General features: G+C 68.8%; 17 protein-coding genes. 9 read left to right on the top strand and 8 right to left on the bottom strand.

What is annotated here, in order from left to right:
- Positions 1-160: 160 nt before the first annotated feature.
- Genes AC1Q87_RS10640 through AC1Q87_RS10630 form a run of 3 tightly spaced genes read left to right on the top strand, consistent with a single transcriptional unit; the run spans position 161 to position 4,784 of the window.
- Positions 161-2,452, top strand: coding sequence for a TonB-dependent receptor (locus AC1Q87_RS10640; RefSeq protein ID WP_492608919.1), 2,292 nt, complete (start codon positions 161-163; stop codon positions 2,450-2,452).
- A gap of 12 nt (positions 2,453-2,464) precedes the next feature.
- The gene (locus AC1Q87_RS10635) at positions 2,465-3,850 is read left to right on the top strand and encodes an MFS transporter (protein ID WP_492608918.1); all 1,386 of its coding nucleotides are present in this window, start codon (positions 2,465-2,467) and stop codon (positions 3,848-3,850) included.
- 31 nt (positions 3,851-3,881) lie between these two features.
- Entirely contained in the window at positions 3,882-4,784 is a 903-nt protein-coding gene (locus AC1Q87_RS10630) for a TauD/TfdA dioxygenase family protein (protein ID WP_492608917.1), read from the top strand.
- A gap of 51 nt (positions 4,785-4,835) precedes the next feature.
- Here the strand turns inward: AC1Q87_RS10630 and ahcY are convergent, their stop codons facing one another.
- Positions 4,836-6,227, bottom strand: coding sequence for an adenosylhomocysteinase (gene ahcY / locus AC1Q87_RS10625; protein ID WP_492608916.1), 1,392 nt, complete (start codon positions 6,225-6,227; stop codon positions 4,836-4,838).
- A gap of 82 nt (positions 6,228-6,309) precedes the next feature.
- Complete coding sequence (locus AC1Q87_RS10620; protein WP_492608915.1) at positions 6,310-7,791, bottom strand: CYTH and CHAD domain-containing protein; 1,482 nt, start codon at positions 7,789-7,791, stop codon at positions 6,310-6,312.
- Positions 7,792-7,877: 86 nt separating this feature from the next.
- Between AC1Q87_RS10620 and bioB the strand changes: the two genes are divergently transcribed.
- The 4 genes from bioB to AC1Q87_RS10600 all read left to right on the top strand — a co-directional run bounded on the left by bioB (position 7,878) and on the right by AC1Q87_RS10600 (position 12,048).
- Complete coding sequence (bioB, locus tag AC1Q87_RS10615) at positions 7,878-8,876, top strand: biotin synthase BioB (protein WP_492608914.1); 999 nt, start codon at positions 7,878-7,880, stop codon at positions 8,874-8,876.
- Positions 8,877-8,963: 87 nt separating this feature from the next.
- Positions 8,964-9,905, top strand: coding sequence for an ABC transporter ATP-binding protein (locus tag AC1Q87_RS10610; protein ID WP_492609273.1), 942 nt, complete (start codon positions 8,964-8,966; stop codon positions 9,903-9,905).
- Entirely contained in the window at positions 9,902-10,663 is a 762-nt protein-coding gene (locus AC1Q87_RS10605) for an ABC transporter permease (RefSeq protein ID WP_492608913.1), read from the top strand. The genes AC1Q87_RS10610 and AC1Q87_RS10605 overlap by 4 nt, the downstream gene beginning before the upstream one ends.
- A gap of 206 nt (positions 10,664-10,869) precedes the next feature.
- Positions 10,870-12,048 (top strand): DUF937 domain-containing protein, encoded by a 1,179-nt coding sequence (locus AC1Q87_RS10600; protein WP_492608912.1) that lies wholly within the window; start codon positions 10,870-10,872, stop codon positions 12,046-12,048.
- Positions 12,049-12,100: 52 nt separating this feature from the next.
- Here the strand turns inward: AC1Q87_RS10600 and AC1Q87_RS10595 are convergent, their stop codons facing one another.
- Genes AC1Q87_RS10595 through chvI form a run of 5 tightly spaced genes read right to left on the bottom strand, consistent with a single transcriptional unit; the run spans position 12,101 to position 15,589 of the window.
- Positions 12,101-12,373, bottom strand: coding sequence for an HPr family phosphocarrier protein (locus AC1Q87_RS10595; RefSeq protein WP_492608911.1), 273 nt, complete (start codon positions 12,371-12,373; stop codon positions 12,101-12,103).
- Positions 12,370-12,774 (bottom strand): PTS sugar transporter subunit IIA, encoded by a 405-nt coding sequence (locus tag AC1Q87_RS10590; protein ID WP_492608910.1) that lies wholly within the window; start codon positions 12,772-12,774, stop codon positions 12,370-12,372. The genes AC1Q87_RS10595 and AC1Q87_RS10590 overlap by 4 nt, the downstream gene beginning before the upstream one ends.
- Positions 12,775-12,784: 10 nt before the next feature.
- On the bottom strand, positions 12,785-13,270 hold the full coding sequence (locus AC1Q87_RS10585) for an HPr kinase/phosphorylase (RefSeq protein ID WP_492608909.1): 486 nt from the start codon (positions 13,268-13,270) through the stop codon (positions 12,785-12,787).
- Positions 13,267-14,898 (bottom strand): two-component sensor histidine kinase ChvG, encoded by a 1,632-nt coding sequence (gene chvG / locus AC1Q87_RS10580; RefSeq protein WP_492608908.1) that lies wholly within the window; start codon positions 14,896-14,898, stop codon positions 13,267-13,269. Before chvG ends, AC1Q87_RS10585 begins: the two co-directional genes overlap by 4 nt.
- A complete protein-coding gene (gene chvI, locus AC1Q87_RS10575) occupies positions 14,867-15,589 on the bottom strand; it encodes a two-component response regulator ChvI (protein ID WP_492608907.1) in 723 nt (240 codons plus the stop codon). The genes chvG and chvI overlap by 32 nt, the downstream gene beginning before the upstream one ends.
- A 218-nt stretch (positions 15,590-15,807) precedes the next feature.
- On the opposite strand from chvI, the gene AC1Q87_RS10570 reads away from it, so the two are divergent.
- Positions 15,808-17,529 carry a hypothetical protein gene (locus AC1Q87_RS10570; protein ID WP_492608906.1) on the top strand — a complete coding sequence of 574 codons (1,722 nt, stop codon included), beginning with the start codon at positions 15,808-15,810 and terminating at the stop codon, positions 17,527-17,529.
- 52 nt (positions 17,530-17,581) lie between these two features.
- Here AC1Q87_RS10570 and AC1Q87_RS10565 read toward each other — a convergent pair whose 3' ends face one another.
- Entirely contained in the window at positions 17,582-18,613 is a 1,032-nt protein-coding gene (locus AC1Q87_RS10565) for an aspartate-semialdehyde dehydrogenase (RefSeq protein WP_492608905.1), read from the bottom strand.
- A 128-nt stretch (positions 18,614-18,741) separates the two neighbouring features.
- On the opposite strand from AC1Q87_RS10565, the gene AC1Q87_RS10560 reads away from it, so the two are divergent.
- Positions 18,742-19,308, top strand: coding sequence for a hypothetical protein (locus tag AC1Q87_RS10560; RefSeq protein ID WP_492608904.1), 567 nt, complete (start codon positions 18,742-18,744; stop codon positions 19,306-19,308).
- Positions 19,309-19,368 lie beyond the last annotated feature (60 nt).

The raw sequence follows: 19,368 nt of genomic DNA, 5'->3' as shown, positions 1-19,368 counted from the left end.
GGTGGGGTGTGTCCCCGACCCAGGTCCCCCCGCGACGCATCCCGACCACCGGCGCGCAAGCGCCCAACATGACGCCGAACGGCGTCTTCGACACCTGTTTCATCATCTGGAGGCAGGGGCGCTGCGCGCCTCCGCGGGGATAGCTGTGCCTGAACTGAGCTTGAAATCGAAACTGATCCTGTCGGCCGCGAGCGTCGCGATCCTGATCGGCGCGCCGCCGCCGGCCTTCGCCGACGACGCCGACGCGTCCGTCGAGGAGGTGGTCGTCACGGTCCGCCGCCGCGCAGAAAAACTGCAGGATGTGCCGATCACCGTCTCGGCCGTGAGCGGCCAGACTCTGGCGACCGAACGGCTGGACCGGGTCGCCGACTACGCCGCCAAGATCTCCAACTTCAACGCCCTGCAGCAGAACACCCGGGTCTCGACCCTGACCATCCGCGGGGTCGGCGGCAACGCCAACAGCGATGGGTCGGAGGCCGGCGTCGGCCTGATCGTCGACAACGTGTTCTTCACCCACCCCGGCTTCTCGTGGCTGGACTTCGTGGACCTGGAGAGCGTCGAGCTGGCGCGCGGTCCGCAGGGCACGCTGCTGGGCAAGAACACCACCCTGGGCGCGCTGGTGGTCACCACCCGCAAGCCGTCGTTCACGCCGGAGGCCCAGGTCAGCGGCACGATCGCCAACAACGAGCGCTATCAGCTGCGAGCCAACGTTTCCGGCCCGCTCTACGGCGACAAGCTGGCCGGACGGCTGACCTTCTATCGCGACGTCGGCGGCGGCTACATCACCAACAAGTTCGACGGCCAGGACTATCTCGGCAACGACCGCTGGGCGCTGCGCGGCCAGCTGCTGTTCGAGGGCGAGAGCTTCTCCAACCGGCTGATCGCCGAGCATTACGAGACCAAGGAATACAACAACTTCTACCCGCCGGCCGGGGACCCGACGACCTTCGTCAACGGCACGCCGCGCAACGGCTGGGAGCGCAAGCTGCGCACCGCCTTCGGCTATGTCCCGAGCTACGACGTCTACGACAACGCCGACCTGGACACCCAGGAGAAGATCGTCTCGCGCACCGACGGGGTCTCCAACCAGTTCGACTGGCGGCTGGGCGGCCACACACTGACCTCGGTCACCGCTTGGCGGCGGCTGTACTTCCGGCCCACGAACGACAGCGACCTGACCCCGTTCTCGATCTTCCGGGCCGGCTACGACGTCGATGTCGACCAGTACTCCCAGGAGCTGCGGATCAGTTCGCCGACCGACGGCCAATTCGACTACCAGGCCGGCGTCTACCTGCTGAAGCAGGACGTCACCAGCAACTACCGGACCCAATTCTACAACGACGCCAGCGCCTTCCTGCTCGGCCCGACGGTCCCCGGCCTGGTGCTGAACGGTCTGGAGACCCAGCAGATCGGCAAGGCGGAGACCAAGAGCGCGGCGGTGTTCGGCCAGGGGACCTATCGGTTCAGCGACCGCGCCAGCCTGACCGCCGGGCTGCGCTACACCTACGAGGAGCGCGAGGCTTCCAACCAGGGCCTGGCCTTCGGCGGAACCCCGCTGACCGGGGCGCTGGCCGCGCTGGCGCCGTACCGCGCAGCGGTCGCGGGCGCGCCGTTCCTGGTCGAGGGCCAGAAGGACTCCGGCTCGTTCTCCTGGCTGATCAACCCCTCCTACAAGCTCACCGACGACATTCTGGCCTATGCCAGCGTCAGCTACGGCGAGAAGTCCGGGGCGGCCAATCTGGGCGCGCGGCCGGGCGATCCGATCATCATCTCGCCCGAGAAGTCGATCGACTACGAGCTCGGCCTCAAGACGACCTGGCTCGGCGGCCGGGCGATCCTCAACGGCAACCTCTACTGGAACGACATCACCGACTATCAGGCGACCCTGACCAGCCAGGTCGGAACGACGGCGCGCTCGTACCTGTCGAATGTCGGCAAGGTGCGGCTGCGCGGGGTCGAGGTCGAGGGCCAGGCGCAGTTGACCCAGGCGTGGCGGGTCGCGGCCAGCGCCGCGTTCAGCGATGCGCGCTATGAGTCCTACGCCAACGCCCCGGTCCCGGTGGAGTACGGCTACGCCGGCGGCCCGGCCTTCGTCGATCTGTCCGACACCCGCGTGCCGTTCGCGCCGAAGTTCACCGGCCAGGTCAGCCTCAACTACGAGGCGCCGCTGACCGGCGACCTGGTGCTGTTCGCCTACGCCAACCAGACCTGGCGCAGCTCGACCTTCCAGCACTCGCTGTCGCAGTACGGCCGCCAGGACGCCTACGGCCTGACCCATGCCGGGATCGGGCTGAAGGACGCGTCCGGCCGCTGGTCGGGCAACATCTGGGCGAAGAACCTGTTCGACCAGGAGTACGCGGCCGCCTTCGGCAACGCCTCGGCCAACACCCCGTACATCGCCATCCTCGGTGAGCCGCGCACCTTCGGCCTCACCGTGACCGGCCGCTACTAGGAGGGCGCGAGGATGAGCCAGCCCGCTCCCGGACGTCTGCCCGCCTGGCGGCTGGCGGTGTTCGCCGCCCTGGCGATCCCGCTGGCCGGGGCGGGACTGCCGCTGGCGGTCTATCTGCCGCCCTACTACGCCCAGGAGCTGGGCCTGGGGCTCGGAGCGGTCGGGCTGATCTTCATGCTCAGCCGGGTGTGGGACGCGGTGACCGACCCGCTGGTCGGGGTGCTGTCGGACCGCACCCGCAGCCGGTTCGGGCGGCGCAAGCCGTGGATCGCAGCCGGCGCGCCGCTGTTCGCGCTGGCGACCGCGGCGATCTTCGCGCCGGGGCTGTTCGGGGTGGAGAGACCCGGCGCAGCCTGGCTCAGCGTCTGGCTGGTGGTGTTCTACGTCGGCTGGACGATGATCCAGATCCCGGTCTCGGCCTGGGCCGGGCAACTGGCGGCGCAGTACCACGAGCGCAGCCGGGTGCAGACCTACTTCCAGGTGGCGACCGCCGGCGGGCTGCTGCTGGTGCTCGTGCTGCCGGCGGCGCTCGATCAGATCGGCGCCCGCGCCGGCCTGGCCGCCGATCCGGGGCTGAAGGTGGCGGCGATGGGCGGGTTCATCCTGGCGACCTTCGTCCCGACGCTGATCGCCGCCCTGGCGCTGGTGAAGGAGCCGCCGGCCCCGCCGCCGTCGCCGGCGCGCTCGACGCTGCGCCGCGACCTGGCGACGGCCGCGCGCGATCCGCTGCTGCGCAAGGTGCTGACCTCGGACTTCGCGGTCACCCTCGGCCAGCTGATCCGCTCGTCGCTCTTCGTGTTCTTCGTCGCCGCCTATATGGGCCGCCCCGACCTGGCCGCGGGCCTCTTCCTGCTGCAGTTCGTGTTCGGGGTGTTCGCCGGGCCGATCTGGCTGCGGATCGGCTACCGGCTCGGCAAGTCCCGGGCGGCGATCGTCGGCGAGCTGGTGCAGGTGGCGATCAATCTCGGCCTGCTGGCGGTGACGCCGAGCGCGCTGCCGTTGCTGGTCGGCCTGACCATCGCCCAGGGCCTGGCCCAGGGCTCGGGCAACCTGATGCTGCGCTCGATGGTCGCCGACATCGCCGACAAGCAGCGGCTGGAGAGCGGCGAGGACCGCACCGGCCTGCTGTTCTCGATCTTCAGCCTGACCGGCAAGGCCGCCACCGCCGTCGCGGTCGGCGTGGCCCTGCCGCTGGTCGGGCTGCTGGGCTTCAAGCCCGGCGCCGTCAACGCGCCCGAGGCGCTGCTGGGCCTGAAGCTGGTGTTCGCGCTGGGCCCGGCCCTCGCGCACCTGGCCTCGGCCTGGCTGATCTCCGGGTTCAGCCTCGACGCCGCCGGTCACGCCGACATCCGCCGTCAACTGGACAGCCGCGACGCCGCGGCCGTCCCCGCCGAATGACTTTCGCTCAAGCCTCGAGGAGACCCTTCAGATGAGCACTCACGACCTCGACATCCGCCCCGTCGCCGGCCGCATCGGCGCCGAAGTCGCCGGCGTCACGCTGTCCGCGGCTCTTGACGACGCCACGGTCGCGGCGATCGACGACGCCCTGCACAAGTACAAGGTGCTGTTCTTCCGCGACCAGGGGCACCTGGACGACGCCTCGCAGGAGGCGTTCGCCGCTCGGCTCGGCGATCCGGTCGCCCACCCGACCGTGCCGGTGGCCAACGGCAGCAGCTACCTGCTCGAGCTCAATTCGCAGCATGGCGGCCGCGCCAACGCCTGGCACACCGACGTGACCTTCGTGCCGGCCTATCCGAAGGCCTCGATCCTGCGGGCGGTGGTCTCCACCGCCTCGGGCGGCGACACCGTCTGGGCCAACACCGCCGAGGCCTATGCGCGGCTGCCCGATCACCTGAAGGCGCTGGCCGACAATCTCTGGGCGCTGCACACCAACGCCTACGACTACGCCGCCTCCAAGCCCGCCGCGACCCGCGACCAGATCGAGCGCCATCGCAATGTCTTCGCCTCGACCGTCTACGAGACCGAGCATCCGGTCGTGCGCGTGCATCCGGTGACCGGTGAGCGGACCCTGGTGCTGGGGCAGTTCGTGAAGTCGCTGGTGGGGCTGTCGAGCGCCGACTCGCGGCGGATCTACGACACCCTGCAGGAGCATGTGATCCGGCTGGAGAACACGGTCCGCTGGCGTTGGCGCGCGGGCGACGTGGCGATCTGGGACAACCGGGCGACCCAGCACTACGCGGTCGACGACTATGGCGACCAGCATCGGGTCATGCGCCGCGTCACCTTGAACGGCGACGTTCCGGTCTCGGTCGACGGGCGGCCGAGCCGGGCGATCTCGCCGCTGCCGGCGGCGGCGATCGCGGCGGAGTAGGTCGCAGCGTCCCGGACTTCGGCCCGAAAGGCCGAAGTCCGGGCGCGGTGATCAGTAGCGGTAGTGGTCCGGCTTGAACGGGCCGGCCGAGGGCACGCCGATGTAGTCGGCCTGGTCCTTGGAGAGGGTGGTCAGCTTCGCGCCCAGCTTTTCCAGGTGCAGGAAGGCGACCTTCTCGTCGAGGTGCTTGGGCAGGGTGTAGACCTTGGTCTCGTACTTGGACTTGTTGGTCCACAGTTCGATCTGGGCCAGGGTCTGGTTGGTGAACGAGGCCGACATCACGAAGCTCGGGTGGCCGGTGGCGTTGCCGAGGTTCACCAGGCGGCCTTCCGACAGCACGATGATCTTCTTGCCGTCCGGGAATTCCACGTGGTGGACCTGCGGCTTGATCTCGTCCCACTTGAAGTTGCGCAGGCCGGCGATCTGAATTTCGGAATCGAAGTGGCCGATGTTGCAGACGATGGCGTTGTTGCGCATCCGGCGCATGTGGTCGACCGTCAGGACGTCCTTGTTGCCGGTGGCGGTGACGAAGATGTCGGCCTTGTCGGCGACGTCTTCCATGGTCTGGACTTCGTAGCCTTCCATCGCCGCCTGCAGGGCGCAGATCGGGTCGATTTCGGTGACGATGACGCGGGCGCCGCCGTTGCGCAGCGAAGCGGCCGAGCCCTTGCCGACGTCGCCGTAGCCGAGCACGACGGCGACCTTGCCCGAGAGCATGACGTCGGTGCCGCGACGGATGGCGTCGACCAGGCTTTCACGGCAGCCGTACAGGTTGTCGAACTTCGACTTGGTGACGCTGTCGTTGACGTTGATGGCGGGGAACGGCAGCTCGCCGCGTTCGGCCATCTGATACAGGCGGTGCACGCCCGTGGTGGTTTCTTCCGATACGCCGCCGATGGCGTCGCGGATGGCCGAGTAGAAGCCCGGCTTTTCCTTCAGGTAGCGCTTCATCACGGCGTAGAGCGCTTCTTCTTCCTCGTTCTGCGGGTTGTTCAGGACCGAGGGGTCCTTCTCGGCCTTCGGGCCGAGCACGCAGAGCAGGGTGGCGTCGCCGCCGTCGTCGAGGATCAGGTTCGGGTAGCCGCCGTCAGCCCATTCGAAGATGCGGTGGGCGTACTCCCAGTACTCGACCAGGTTCTCGCCCTTGATCGCGAAGACCGGGGTGCCGTTGGCGGCGATGGCCGCGGCGGCGTGGTCCTGGGTCGAGAAGATGTTGCACGAGGCCCAGCGGACTTCGGCGCCGAGGGCTTCCAGGGTCTGGATCAGCACCGCGGTCTGGATGGTCATGTGCAGGGAGCCGGCGATGCGGGCGCCCTTCAGCGGCTGGTCCTTGCCGAACTCGGCGCGCACGGCCATCAGGCCCGGCATCTCGGTTTCGGCGATGGCGATTTCCTTGCGACCGAAATCGGCCAGGGTGATGTCTTTCACGACATAGTCGGTCATCGGGCGGTCCTGTCGGAGAGGGTGATTGTCGGCTCTATAGCCGTCGGCCGCCAGATCGGCAAGAAATCACATAAAGAAACCTTTATATGATCCAGAAGGCAGGACTGGCGGCGAGCCGGTCCATGGCCTTGACCGCGCCCTTGACGCTCTTGGGCTTGGCCGCCTCGCGGGCGGCGAGCAGGGTGCGCGCCGCCGCCAGGGCAGCGCCCTTCAGGCGCAGGCGCGCGACCAGCTCGGCGGCGACGGCCGCGTCGTTGAGCGCGCCGAGCTCTTCCTGCAGCTGCTTGATCGACTTGATGAACGGTTTGGCGTCGGCGTCGAACAGCGGGGCGAAGGCCTCGGCCGCATAGCGCAGTTTCTTGGCGGCGATGCGGGCTTCGTGGCGGGCCTCGTCGTCGACGCCCTTGAGGTCGGCGGCGAGCTTGAGCAGCCGCTTGCGCCGGCGCTCCAGCGCCTTGGCGGCGAAGCGTTCGGCGCCCATCTCGCGGCGCTTGGCGTGGGCCTTGCCGCCCATCGACAGCCAGGCGCCGGTCTCGACCCAGGCGGTGGCGTCGAGCACCAGGTCGCGGAAGCGTCCCGAGGCGACCGCCGCGCAGGCCTTGGCGTGGGCGCGGGCGCGGGCCGCCTCGACCACGGGGGCGAGGGCCGAGAGGTCCAGCGTGGGGTCGACCAGGGCCGCGGCGCTTTCAGCGAAGACGTCGAGGTCGCGGGCCTCGTCGCAGGCGCCGGCCAGCCATTTCAGCTCGGCCTTGATCGCCTCGGCATGATCGTCGTCGGCGACGTCGGAGAAGGTGGAGACGGCGCTGCGCAGGCGGCGCACGGCGACGCGCAGCTGGTGCACGGCCTCGACGCTGTCGGCCTCGCGCAGCACTACGCCGTTGGCGGCGATCTGCACCAGGGTGTTGCGGGCGATGGCCTGGAAGGCGCCGGCGGCGGTCAGGCCGCGGGCCAGCGGGGCCTTGTCGTAGCGGCGCGGCGCGCGGTCGGAGCCGTCGATCAGCCCCTGGCCCTGGGTCGCCTTGCCGTCGAACGACAGGTAGAGCGGCGCGGTCTTCGAAAGCTGCCGGGCCAGCTCGAACATCGGACGGCAGTCTCCGCCCTTGAGCTCCAGCTCGACCTCGCTGATGCGGCGGGCGCGCTCGCCGGCCTGCACCTCGCCCTCGTCGACGGCCAGTTCGATCGACGAGCCGCCGAAGTCGAAGGTGCGCTGACGGCGGACGACCCGCACGGTGAAGATCGGCGACAGGGTCTTGCGCTTGGCCGGCGCCAACGCGTCCTTCAGCGCCGGGAAGCCGAGATCGAGACCGTCGGTGGTGATCGCCTGCTCGTGCTCCTGGCGGGCGAATCCGTCGCCGCGCTTGAGCGTCTGCACCCGCTTGCCGCCGCCCTCGCGGATGCGGAGCGAAATCCGCGCCTTGCGCAGATCGCCCTGCGGTGTGTCGTAGTAGGTCGAAACCAGAGCCTTTTCATGGGTTTCGCCGTGCGGCGCGGCCGCGAGCACGACGGCCAGGTCGGCCGGCTCGCAGAGGAATTTCAACTCGATCTCGTCTTCACCCGCGCTCATGCGCTACACGCTCCCGACCCCGCGCGGTTCGCCGTCCTGTTCGCAGGCGGCCGACATCGGCGCCCGTTCGCTTGAGGAGGCTCCCCATGAACGCTCCAATCGCTCAAGGTTTCCGTTCTGTCGATCCCGCAGAGCCGCGTCACGACTGGACGCTGGCGGAGGTCGAGGGTCTGTTCGAGCTGCCGTTCATGGAGCTGGTGTTCCAGGCCGCGGCGGTGCACCGGGCCTGGTTCGATCCCAGCGAGGTGCAGCTCTCGCAGCTGCTCAGCGTCAAGACCGGCGGCTGCGCCGAGAACTGCGGCTACTGCAGCCAGAGCCAGCACTTCGAGACCGGCGTGAAGGCCGGCAAGCTGATGGACGCGACCAGCGTCATCGCCGCGGCGATGGACGCCAAGGCCGGCGGCGCGCAGCGCTTCTGCATGGGCGCGGCCTGGCGCGACCTGAAGGACCGCGACGTGCCGAAGGTGGCGGCGATGATCTCGGGCGTGAAGGCGCTGGGGCTGGAGACCTGCGCCACGCTCGGCATGCTGACCCGCGACCAGGCCCAGTCGCTGAAGGACGCCGGCCTCGACTACTACAACCACAACCTCGACACCGGGCCGGACTACTACGACCAGGTGGTCACCACCCGCACCTATCAGGACCGGCTCGACACCCTGGAGGCCGTGCGCTCGGTGGGCATGAACACCTGCTGCGGCGGCATCGTCGGCATGGGCGAGACCCGCACCGACCGCGCCGGCCTGCTGCACGCCCTGGCCACCCTGCCCGAGCATCCGAACTCGCTGCCGATCAACGACCTGATGCCGATCCCCGGCACCCCGCTGGGCGCCTCCGAGGCGGTCGATCCGCTGGAGTTCGTGCGGATGATCGCGGTCGCCCGCATCGTCTGCCCCAAGACCGTGGTCCGGCTCTCGGCCGGCCGCGAGCACATGAGCCGCGAACTGCAGGCGCTGTGCTTCCTCTCCGGCGCCAACTCGATGTTCATCGGCGGCAAGCTGCTGACCACCGCCAATCCCGACAAGGACACCGACGCCGCGCTCATGGCCGACCTCGGCCTGCGGCCGATGACCATGGCGGCGAATTAATCGGGGACGGCTGTCGGCTGCTGACAGGTCCGTGCGTCCTTCGGACTAGCTGGAGCGTTGGCGCCCGCCTATCTGGGGGGCGCCGCCCTGACAGGAGCCCGCGTGCAGCCGATCATTTCCGTAACGGGTCTGTCGAAGACCTACGCAGGGGGCTTCCAGGCCCTGAAGACCGTCGACCTCGAGATCCGGCAGGGCGAGATCTTCGCGCTGCTGGGCCCGAACGGGGCCGGCAAGACGACGCTGATCAGCATCATCTGCGGCATCGTCAATCCGAGCGGCGGCAAGGTGACCGCCGACGGCCACGACATCATCGCCGAGTACCGCGCCGCGCGCACCAAGATCGGGCTGGTGCCGCAGGAGCTGTCGACCGACTCCTTCGAGAGCGTCTGGGACACCGTGAAGTTCAGTCGCGGGCTGTTCGGCAAGCGGCCTGATCCGGCCTATCTCGAGAAGATCCTTCGCGACCTCAGCCTGTGGGACAAGAAGGACTCCAAGATCATGGCGCTGTCCGGCGGCATGAAGCGCCGGGTGATGATCGCCAAGGCGCTGAGCCACGAGCCGCGCATCCTGTTCCTCGACGAGCCCACGGCCGGCGTCGACGTCGAGCTGCGCCGCGACATGTGGGAAATGGTCCGCGGCCTGCGCGAGAACGGCGTGACCATCATCCTGACCACCCACTACATCGAGGAGGCCGAGGAGATGGCCGACCGGATCGGGGTGATCAGCCGCGGCGAGATCATCCTGGTCGAGGACAAGGACGTGCTCATGCGCAAGCTGGGCAAGAAGCAGCTGACCCTGCACCTGCAGGAGTCGCTCAGCGTCCTGCCGGCCGACCTGGCCGACTACCAGCTGGAGCTGGCCAAGGACGGCCACGAGCTCGTCTACACCTTCGACGCCCAGAGCGAGGACACCGGCATCGCCGGCCTGCTGCGGCGGCTCAGCGCCGCCGGCGTCGACTTCAAGGACCTTCGGACCGAGGAAAGCTCGCTGGAGGAGATCTTCGTCAGCCTGGTGAGGGGCCGGCCATGAACCTGCACGCCATCAAGGCCATCTACATCTTCGAGCTGTCGCGCACCTGGCGCACGCTGATGCAGTCGATCGCCTCGCCGGTGATCTCGACCTCGCTCTATTTCATCGTCTTCGGGTCGGCGATCGGCTCGCGCATGGTCGAGATCGAGGGCGTCAGCTACGGCGCGTTCATCGTGCCGGGCCTGATCATGCTGTCGATCCTGACCGAGAGCATCATGAACGCCTCGTTCGGGATCTACATGCCGAAGTTCTCAGGCACGATCTACGAGGTGCTCTCGGCGCCGATCTCGGCCTTCGAGATCGTGGTCGGCTATGTCGGGGCCGCGGCGACCAAGTCGGTGATCCTTGGCCTGATCATCCTGGCCACCGCGCGGCTGTTCGTCGACTTCAGCATCCTGCACCCGTTCTGGATGATCGGCTTCCTGGTGCTGACCTCGATCGCCTTCAGCCTGCTCGGCTTCGTCATCGGCGTCTGGGCCGACGGCTGGGAGAAGCTGCAGATCGTGCCGATGATGATCGTGACGCCGCTGGCCTTCCTGGGCGGCAGTTTCTACTCGATCAGCATGCTGCCCGAGCTCTGGCAGAAGATCACCCTGTTCAACCCGGTCGTTTATCTGATCTCCGGCTTCCGCTGGAGCTTCTACGGAATCTCGGACGTCGATGTGGGCGTCAGCCTGGCGGCGACCTTTGGCTTCGTGTTGGTCTGCCTGGCGGCGATCTGGGCCATCTTCCGGACCGGATACAAGCTCAAGACCTGAGATCTGAGCGGCCGGAGTCCGGGGCGTATATAGGGTATTTACGCAACTATCGCGGGCGATCGGATCGAGTGTAGACAGACCGACGTTCTACCAATCTGACGGATCGCGTCCGCTAGCGCAGGGGCCTGTCCGGGGGGATCGAGTACAGTTCGAGTGCGTGACTTGCGCTGAGCCGACGACGATCCAACCCCTGCGGGAGATCTGTCGTGACCAACCTCGTTCAGACTGTGATCGGCGCCCTGTCGCCGGACATGATCGGCAACCTGTCCAGCGTGCTCGGAGAGTCCCCGGGCTCGGTGAGCAAGGGCGTGTCGGCCGCGGCTCCGGCGTTGCTGGCTGCGGCCCTGCAGCAAAGTTCGACGAGCAGCGGCGCCAACGGCCTGCTCAGCCTGATCAGTCAAGCGACCGGGGGCGGCAATCCGCTCGACCGGCTGCCGGCGCTGCTCGGCGACGACGGCGCGCGGGCCGGTCTGCTCAGCCAGGGCAAGACGCTCTCCGACAGTCTGCTGGGCGGCAACGCCGGGGCGGTGACCAGCGGCCTCGCCAGCTTCGCCGGGGTCAAGGGCGGGGCGGCGACGCAGCTGCTGTCTCTGGCCGCGCCGCTGGTGCTGGGCGCGATCGGCAAGTCGCTGGGCGGCGCGCCGACCGCCTCGGGCGTGCAGTCGCTGCTGTCGGACCAGCGGGCCAGCATCCTCGGGGCGCTGCCGCCGGGCCTCGGCTCGCTGTTCGGCCTCGGCGGTGCGACACAGGCGGCGCGCGCGGCGCCGGCCGCGGCCGGCGGCGGGTTCGGCAAGATCCTGCCCTGGCTGATCGCCGCGGCGGTGGTGCTGGCGCTGATCTTCGGCCTGCGCAACTGCGGCTCCAAGCGGGTCGAGACCCCGCCGCCGCCGGTCAAGACCGAGGTGGTCCCCGCGCCCGCGCCGGCGCCGGTCGCGGCGGCGCCCGAGACCCTGACCCTGCCGGGCGGTGCGACCATCACCGTGCTGCCGACCTCGATCGGTTACGGGGTGACCAAGTTCCTCGAATCCAACGAGGCGGCGCCCAAGACCTTCGTGTTCGACAACCTGAACTACGACACCGCTTCGAACGCCCTGACGCCGGAGAGCAAGCCGACGATCGACACCCTGGTGCTGATCCTGAAGGCCTATCCGAACGTTCGCGGGCGGGTGGTCGGCTACACCGACAACCAGGGCGATCCGGCCGCCAACAAGACGCTGTCCGACGCCCGCGCCGCGACGGTGAAGAAGGAGCTGGCGGCGCAAGGCATCGCCGGCGAGCGGGTCGAGACGGCCGGGATGGGCGAAGCCGACCCGATCGCCGACAACGCAACTGAGGACGGACGCGCCAAGAACCGGCGGACCGAGCTGGTCATCATCCGCAAGTGATCAACTTTTGTAAGCTGTAGGACTGGACGGCCCGCCGAGAGGCGGGCCGTTCCTATTCGTCCTCGTCGAAACGGGCGGCGACGAGCGCGGCCAGGGCCTCGACGGCGGGGGCGGCTTCCTTGCCCTCGGCCTCGATGTCGATGCAGCAACCGGGCCCAGCGGCCAGCATCATCAGGCCCATGATCGAGCGGGCGTCGACGCTGGCGCCGTCCTTGGCCACCTTGACCTCGGCGTCGAAGGTGGCGGCCAGCTTCACGAACTTGGCCGAGGCGCGCGCGTGCAGGCCCCGCTTGTTGATGATCTCGACCGTCCGCGAGGCGCTCACTTTTCGCCGGCCAGCACGTAGGAGGCGACGGAGATGTACTTGCGGCCGGCCTCCTGGGCGCAGGCCACGCAATCCTCGAGCGATTGGCGCGTGCGGACCGAGGCCAGCTTGATCAGCATGGGCAGGTTGAGGCCGGCGATGACCTCGGCCTTGGTCTGCTCCATGACCGAAATGGCCAGGTTCGACGGCGTGCCGCCGAACATGTCGGTCAGCAGGATGACTCCGGATCCGGAATCGACGGCTTCGCACGCCGCCAGGATGTCCTTGCGGCGCTTTTCCATGTCGTCTTCCGGCCCGATGCAGATGGACGCGACCGCAGCCTGCGGTCCGACCACATGCTCCATGGCGAAGATGAACTCCTCGGCCAGCCGCCCGTGCGTGACGATCACGAGCCCGATCATGCCAACTCTCTCAACGGGAATCCCCACCCGGCCGCGGCGATACGCCGGCCGCGAGGGCGTCTAGATACGCTTTATCCGCCCAAGCTCCAAGATGGTGCAGTGCGCGGCGAAGCTTCGCGGGCGCCGAAGACTCTAACGCCTGAAGTGAAAGCATCGGGATACTCAACCCGACGTAATCCTTGAAAGCCGGTTCGGGCATCCGCTCATGCTGCTCGCAGGCGACGGCCAAGGCAATGCGGCAAAAGGGAAGCACGGGTTCGGCGAGCACGCCCAGGCCCCGGACCTCGATCAACCCAGAGAGGGTGTCGGGGGCGCGGCCATAGAGCGCGCCCTCGCAGGCCCAGAGCACCACCCGGTCGTCGGCGACCAGCCGGAAGCCGTGGTCGAGGGCGCGCAGCGCCAGATCGCTCTTGCCAGCGCCCGATGGTCCCTCGATCAGCACGCCCAGCCAGCGTCCATCGACATAGGCCGCGACCAGGCCGGCGTGGACGATCATCGCCGCGCCTCGGGCAGGGTGACGACGAAGCGGGCGCCCTCGACCACGCCGTCTGGGTCGGTGCGGTTCTCGGCGCGGATCGAGCCGCCCTGGGCGGCGGCGATCTGGCGGGCGATCGACAGGCCGAGGCCGGAATTGCCGCCGAAGGCCGCGCCCTTGGGGCGCGAGGTGTAGAACCGCTGGAAGATGGTCTCGAGGTTTTCGGGCGGAATGCCAGGCCCGTCGTCGTCGACGGTCAGCACCGCCTGGCCGCGGCCGCGTTCCAGCTGCACGCGCACTTCGCCGCCCTTGGCGCTGAACGAACGGGCGTTGTCGATCAGGTTGCGCAGCAGCTGGCCCACCGGTCCCTCGCGGCCGGAGACCATGATCGGCTCCAGGGTGTCCGGCGGCGTGTAGGCGACCGACACGTCGCCCGGTTTGGCGGTGTCCTGATAGAGCTGGGTGACCTCGGCGATCAGCCGGCCGAGGTCGAGGGCGCGCAGGTCTTCGCGCGACAGCTCGGCGTCCAGGCGCGAGGCGTTGGAGATGTCGGTGACCAGCCGGTCGAGGCGCTGGATGTCGTTCTTGAGGATCGCCATCAGCCGGTCGCGGGCGGCCGGGTCCTTGACCAGGTCCAGGGTCTCGACCGCCGAGCGCAGCGAGGTCAGCGGGTTCTTGATCTCGTGGGCGACGTCGGCGGCGAACCGCTCGATGGCGTCCATCCGCTCGGACAGCGCGTCGGTCATGTCCTCAAGCGAGCGGGTCAGGTCGCCTAGCTCGTCGTCGCGGCGGGCCAGTTGCGGCAGCGAGATCGAGCGGGCCCGCGACAGGCGCACGCGGTCGGCGGCGCGCGACAACATCCGCACCGGCTGGGCGATCAGGTTGTTCAGCAGAATCGACGAGACCAGGGTCACGAAGATCGCGATGAGGATGAACGGCGCCAGGGCCTGGCGCTCGGCGCGGATGATCTCGTCGACGTCGCTGGCTTCAAGCGTCAGGACGCCAAGCACGGCCTGGACGTGCTGGATCGGGATCGAAACCGAGACCACGCGTTCGCCGTCCTCGGCGGTGCGCATGCCGGCCCAGTGGACGCCGCGCAGGGCCTGGCCGACCTCCATCATCAGCGCGCGCTGGGCGGCGGGCGCGGGCGGCGGCGGCGGGCGGCCGATCTTGAGGTCGAGGGCCAGGCCGCGCTGGTCCTCGCGCGGGCGGGCCGGCGGCAGCACCTTCCATTCGACCCGGTCGGCGACCCAGTAGCTGTCGGCGATCAGGTTGCCCTGGGCGTCGAACAGCCGCGCCCGCTGCGAGCGCGGGTTGGACAGCATCTGCAGGATTTCGCTGGCCGCCTGGGCGTCGAGTTCAGGGGTCGGCTCGCCGACCGTGGCGGCGCGGTTGATCACGTTGACGATCAGCTCGCCCTGGGTGGTCAGGCTGTCGATGCGCGCCCCGACCAGGCCGCGCCGCAACTCGTTGAGCAGCAGCGAGCCGGCGATGATGATCGCCAGGCCCAGGACGTTGAGCAGGATGATGAAACGCCCCAGGCGCGAGCCTGGCAGCCAGCTGAAGAACGAAGGCCCGGAGCGCGGCGGCCGGCGCTTGCGGGCCGCCGACTTCGGGTCAGGCTTCGCGGTATCTGTATCCGACGCCATAAAGGGTTTCGATCGCGTCGAACTCCGGGTCGACTTCGCGGAACTTCTTTCGCATCCGCTTGATGTGACTGTCGATGGTGCGGTCGTCGACATAGACCTGATCGTCGTAGGCCGCGTCCATCAGGTTGTCGCGGCTCTTCACGAAGCCGGGCCGCTGGGCCAGCGACTGCAGCAGCAGGAACTCGGTGACGGTGAGCTTCACCGGCTTGCCGTCCCACAGGCAGTCGTGACGGGCCGGATCGAGGGTCAGCTTGCCGCGCTTCAGAGCGCGCGACTGGGACTCCCCGTTTGTCGCGCCGTTGGCGGCGGGGGGCGGTTCCTCGCCCTCGACGCCGGCCCGGCGCAGCACCGCCTTCACCCGTTCGATCAGCAGGCGCTGGCTGAAGGGCTTGTGCATGTAGTCGTCGGCGCCGAGGTTGAAGCCGAGGATCTCGTCGATCTCCTCGTCCTTGGAGGTCAGGATGATGACCGGCAGGTCCGAGGTCCGGCGCAGCCGGCGCAGCACTTCCATGCCGTCCATGCGGGGCATCTTGACGTCGAGAATGGCCAGGTCCGGGGGCTCGTTCTCCAGGGCCGCCAGACCCGAGGCGCCGTCGAAATAGGCCTTCACCTCGTGGCCGTGGCTTTCGAGGGCGAGGCTGACCGACGTGACGATGTTCTCGTCGTCGTCCACCAGGGTGATCTTGGCCATAGGTCTCGTCGTATCCTTCAGCGAAGCTTGGCAAGCTAATCGCCCGCCAGCGTGTCCTCAATGGGGCGCCGCACGGAGGGCGCAGCGTCCCTCTGCGGGAAGCCGGCGGACAGGCGACTGGTTCCATCGCTCGCCGACCCACGGTCAGGCGCCGCAATCCCTTGTGATAAAACGGTATTAAGCTTGTTGGCGCATGCTGGCCGGGAAAGGGACCTCCCGTGACCGGCCACCAAGTCCATTACGAAGTCTTCATTCGGCGGGCCCCTGGCGCGGCGTGGAAGCTCGACATGGCCACCGAGAACCGCACCGCGGCGACCTCGGCGGCCGAGGAGTTGATGGCCGAAGGGCGCGTCGCCGCCGTCCGGGTCACCAAGGAAACGCTCCACCCCGAGACCCGCGAGTTCCAGTCGATCACCATCCTCAACCTGGGCGTCGCCGAGGCGCCGAAGAAGAAGAAGGTCGTCGAGAACCAGGATCCGCTCTGCGTCAGCCCGCAGGACCTCTACACCGTCCACGCCCGCGAGCGGATCGGCCGGCTGCTCGAGGGCTGGCTGGAGCGCAAGGGCGCGACGCCGTTCGAACTGCTGCACCGCCCCGACCTGGTCGAGGAGCTGGAAGCCTCGGGCACCGACCTGCAGCACGCCATCCAGAAGGTCGCGATCCCGGAGGCGCAGAGCCGCGGCCTGAGCGTCCACGAACTGATCCGCACGTTCTCCAGCCTGGTCGAGCGGGCCATCGACCGCCTGCTCAAGGACAGCCGCCGCGGCGGCATGCCCAACCTCGACAAGGAAGGCTTCGCGCGCGCCGCCGAACGCGTCAGCCACGATCCGGAGCGCGCCTACCTGCTGGGCGCGGGGGTCGCGGCCTCGATCGCGCCGGCCCGCTCGTGGTCCGAAAAGGTCTCGCGCCTGCTCGACCTGGCCGACGCCGCCCCGGTCACGGGCCCGCCGCGCGGCCTGGCCCTGCAGACCGTCGAGCAGCCGCTGGCCGAGATCCTCGGCTCGAAGTCGGGCCTCGACAACATCATCGGACTTGAACTCGACCTGGGCGGCCAGCTGGCGGCGATGACCCGGCTGGCGGCCTGCGACACGGTCGACGCCCTGATCCGCGCCGAGCCGTCCGTCGCCCGGATCATGCCGCCGCTGTCGGAGGCCGCGACGCGGCTCTCCAAGTGGCTGGCGGCCGACGACTTCGCCAGCGTTCGCGTCGCCATCGCCAAGCGGGTGGTGCGCGAGCTGCACGGCCCGCGGCGGCTGCGCCCGTCCGACGCGTCGGGCGAGATCGAGGTAATGCGCGGCCTGGCCATGACCCTGACCGCCGCCGCCGCCGCCGGGGCGCTGCTCAATGTCGACGACGTGCAGGCCGCCTTCGTCCAGCGCTCGCGGATGCTGGTCACCAGCGACTTCGTCGAAGCCTATCTGGGCGGCGGCGAGCGCAGCGCCCGGGAGGAGATCGAGGCGCTGGTCTGGCTGGTCGAGAACGTCATCGGCGGCGCCAACAAGCGCCAGGCTGGGCGCTATCTGTCGGCCGGCGTCTCGGCGCTGCGGTTCGAGAAGGAATTTCGCTACGGCCCGGACACCGCCGCGGTGAAGCTGCAAAAGCTGGCGGCGCTGCAGCGGGCCGTGGCCCGCGGCGGCTTGGCCGAGGAGGACTATGCGCCGATCCAGGCCAAGATCGGCGACGTCGGCGGTCTGGTCGAGGCCGACGCCCGGCTGGTCCCGACCCTGGCCAAGACCCCGGCCTCGGCCGCGCAGAAGCTGTTGCTGCTGCTCAAGCTGGCCGCGGGCGAGACCGCGCCGGCCGGCCCGGCGGCGGACCGCGCCCGCCAGGAGGCGATGCGCCTGGTCCGCCAGGACGAGACGCGGGCCGAACTGGCGGCCAACCCCGAGCGCATGGACCAGGTGCGAAGCCTGATCAGCCAGCTCGGAGCGGCCGCCTAGAGCAAAATCCGATCCGACCGGATCGTATTGCTCAAGACTCTTTGAAAGCGCCTTAGGCCGCGGTCTTGCTCTTCAGCAGGCCGCGCTCGTGCAGCAGCTCGGCGATCTGCACCGCGTTCAGCGCCGCGCCCTTACGCAGGTTGTCGGCCACGACCCACATGTTCAGGCCGTTCTCGACCGTCGGGTCCTTGCGGATGCGGCTGACGAAGACCGGGAATTCGCCCTGGGCCTCCTTGGGCGTGATGTAGCCCTTGTCGTTGCGCTGATCGATGACGATCAGGCCGGGGCTTTCGCGCAGCAGGTCGCGGGCCTCGTCCTCGTCGAGCGGATCGTGGAACTCGATGTTCACGCTCTCGGAGTGGCCGACCATCACCGGCACGCGGACGCAGGTGACCGTCAGGGCGATCGACGGGTCGATCATCTTGTGGGTCTCGTGCCACATCTTGGCTTCTTCGTCGGTGTAGCCGTCGTCGTTGAAGGCGCCGATGAACGGAATGACGTTGAATGCGATCTGCTTGGGGAACTTCTTCGGCTCGGGCGCACCGAGGACGAAGATGCCCTTGGTCTGATCCCAGAGTTCGTCCATGCCTTCCTTGCCGGCGCCGGACACCGACTGGTAGGTCGAGACCACCACTCGCTTGATGCGGGCGCGGTCATGCAGCGGCTTCAGCGCCACGACCAGCTGGGCGGTCGAGCAGTTCGGGTTGGCGATGATGTTCTTCTTGCCGGCGTAGGCGACGTCGTCCGGATTCACTTCCGGCACGATCAGCGGCACGTCGGGGTCCATGCGCCAAGCCGAGGAGTTGTCGATCACGATCGGGCCGGCGGCGCCGATCTTCGGCGACCATTCCTTGGAGAACGAGCCGGACACGCTCATCAGCACGACATCGACGGTCGAGAAGTCGAACTGCTCGACGTCCTCGCACTTGAGGATCTGTTCCCCGAACGAGACCTCGACGCCGATCGAACGGCGGCTGGCGATCGCGTGAATCTTGTCCACGGGGAAGTTCACTTCCTCCAGGATGTTCAGCATCTCGCGGCCCACATTGCCCGTGGCGCCGACCACGGCCACCCGATAGCCCATGGCGGTCTCCTTCAGAGGTTCAAAAGCGGAGCGTCCCCTTACGCCTTGCGGTTCCCGCGCGCAATGAACGGCGATCGCCCGACTGGCCCGCCGCTTGCGACGTGCGATGCGTCACAGCGGGAGGCGTCATGTCCATCAGCAGCATTTCTTCGGTCACGGACGTCGGCCCGGCCGGCCCGCGCGATCGCCGCGGCGAGGGCAACCTTCTGTTTACAAAGCGCTTCGAGGCGGCCGCGGGCTCTCTGGCGGCGCTGGAGGGCGAGGACGACCTGGCCGCGATGATGGATCTGGCCGGGATCGGCGGCGGCAACAACGACTCGGCGGCTTTTGCCGCCCGGCCGCAGGGCGCCGAGAGCGCCTTCTTCGTCGACAGCCTGCGCGAGGTGCTGGCCGAGGGCGGGCTGGCCAGCTGGCTGGTCACGGACGATCCAGAACCGATGAGCCTGGCCGAGCTGCGCGCCGAGGTGATGGGGGGCGAGGTGCTGCCGGCCTACGGTCTGGAGCCGCGTGCGTCGCCGCTGCCGGACCCCGCCGCGCCCGACTATCTGGACCAGGTGCGCCGCCGGCTGCTCGGCATCGGCGAGGCCGGTCCCGCGTCACCGGCCCAGGACGCGCTCGACCGGGTGCTGCGCGAGGAGCGGGCGCGGATGACCGAGCGCATGGTCGCGCAACTGGCCCGTGGGCCGCGCGGCTAGCCGTTACCTCGCAGGTCATCGACCCGCCGCGGCCGGCGGGTCACAACGCGCGGATAGAGG

This window comes from Phenylobacterium sp. GW823-FHT02A09, assembly GCF_058797775.1.
The sequence above is the reverse complement of the archived record's forward strand: the minus strand, read 5'-3'. Positions and strand labels throughout refer to the sequence as shown.

Coding starts and splice junctions, on each gene's coding strand:
- ahcY (WP_492608916.1), bottom strand. CDS start 6,227: ATGACCGACTATGTCGTGAAAGACATCACCCTGGCCGATTTCGGTCGC.
- AC1Q87_RS10620 (WP_492608915.1), bottom strand. CDS start 7,791: ATGAGCGCGGGTGAAGACGAGATCGAGTTGAAATTCCTCTGCGAGCCG.
- chvI (WP_492608907.1), bottom strand. CDS start 15,589: ATGGCCAAGATCACCCTGGTGGACGACGACGAGAACATCGTCACGTCG.
- bioB (WP_492608914.1), top strand. CDS start 7,878: ATGAACGCTCCAATCGCTCAAGGTTTCCGTTCTGTCGATCCCGCAGAG.
- AC1Q87_RS10630 (WP_492608917.1), top strand. CDS start 3,882: ATGAGCACTCACGACCTCGACATCCGCCCCGTCGCCGGCCGCATCGGC.
- AC1Q87_RS10560 (WP_492608904.1), top strand. CDS start 18,742: ATGTCCATCAGCAGCATTTCTTCGGTCACGGACGTCGGCCCGGCCGGC.
- AC1Q87_RS10635 (WP_492608918.1), top strand. CDS start 2,465: ATGAGCCAGCCCGCTCCCGGACGTCTGCCCGCCTGGCGGCTGGCGGTG.
- chvG (WP_492608908.1), bottom strand. CDS start 14,898: ATGGCGTCGGATACAGATACCGCGAAGCCTGACCCGAAGTCGGCGGCC.
- AC1Q87_RS10590 (WP_492608910.1), bottom strand. CDS start 12,774: ATGATCGGGCTCGTGATCGTCACGCACGGGCGGCTGGCCGAGGAGTTC.
- AC1Q87_RS10585 (WP_492608909.1), bottom strand. CDS start 13,270: ATGATCGTCCACGCCGGCCTGGTCGCGGCCTATGTCGATGGACGCTGG.
- AC1Q87_RS10565 (WP_492608905.1), bottom strand. CDS start 18,613: ATGGGCTATCGGGTGGCCGTGGTCGGCGCCACGGGCAATGTGGGCCGC.
- AC1Q87_RS10605 (WP_492608913.1), top strand. CDS start 9,902: ATGAACCTGCACGCCATCAAGGCCATCTACATCTTCGAGCTGTCGCGC.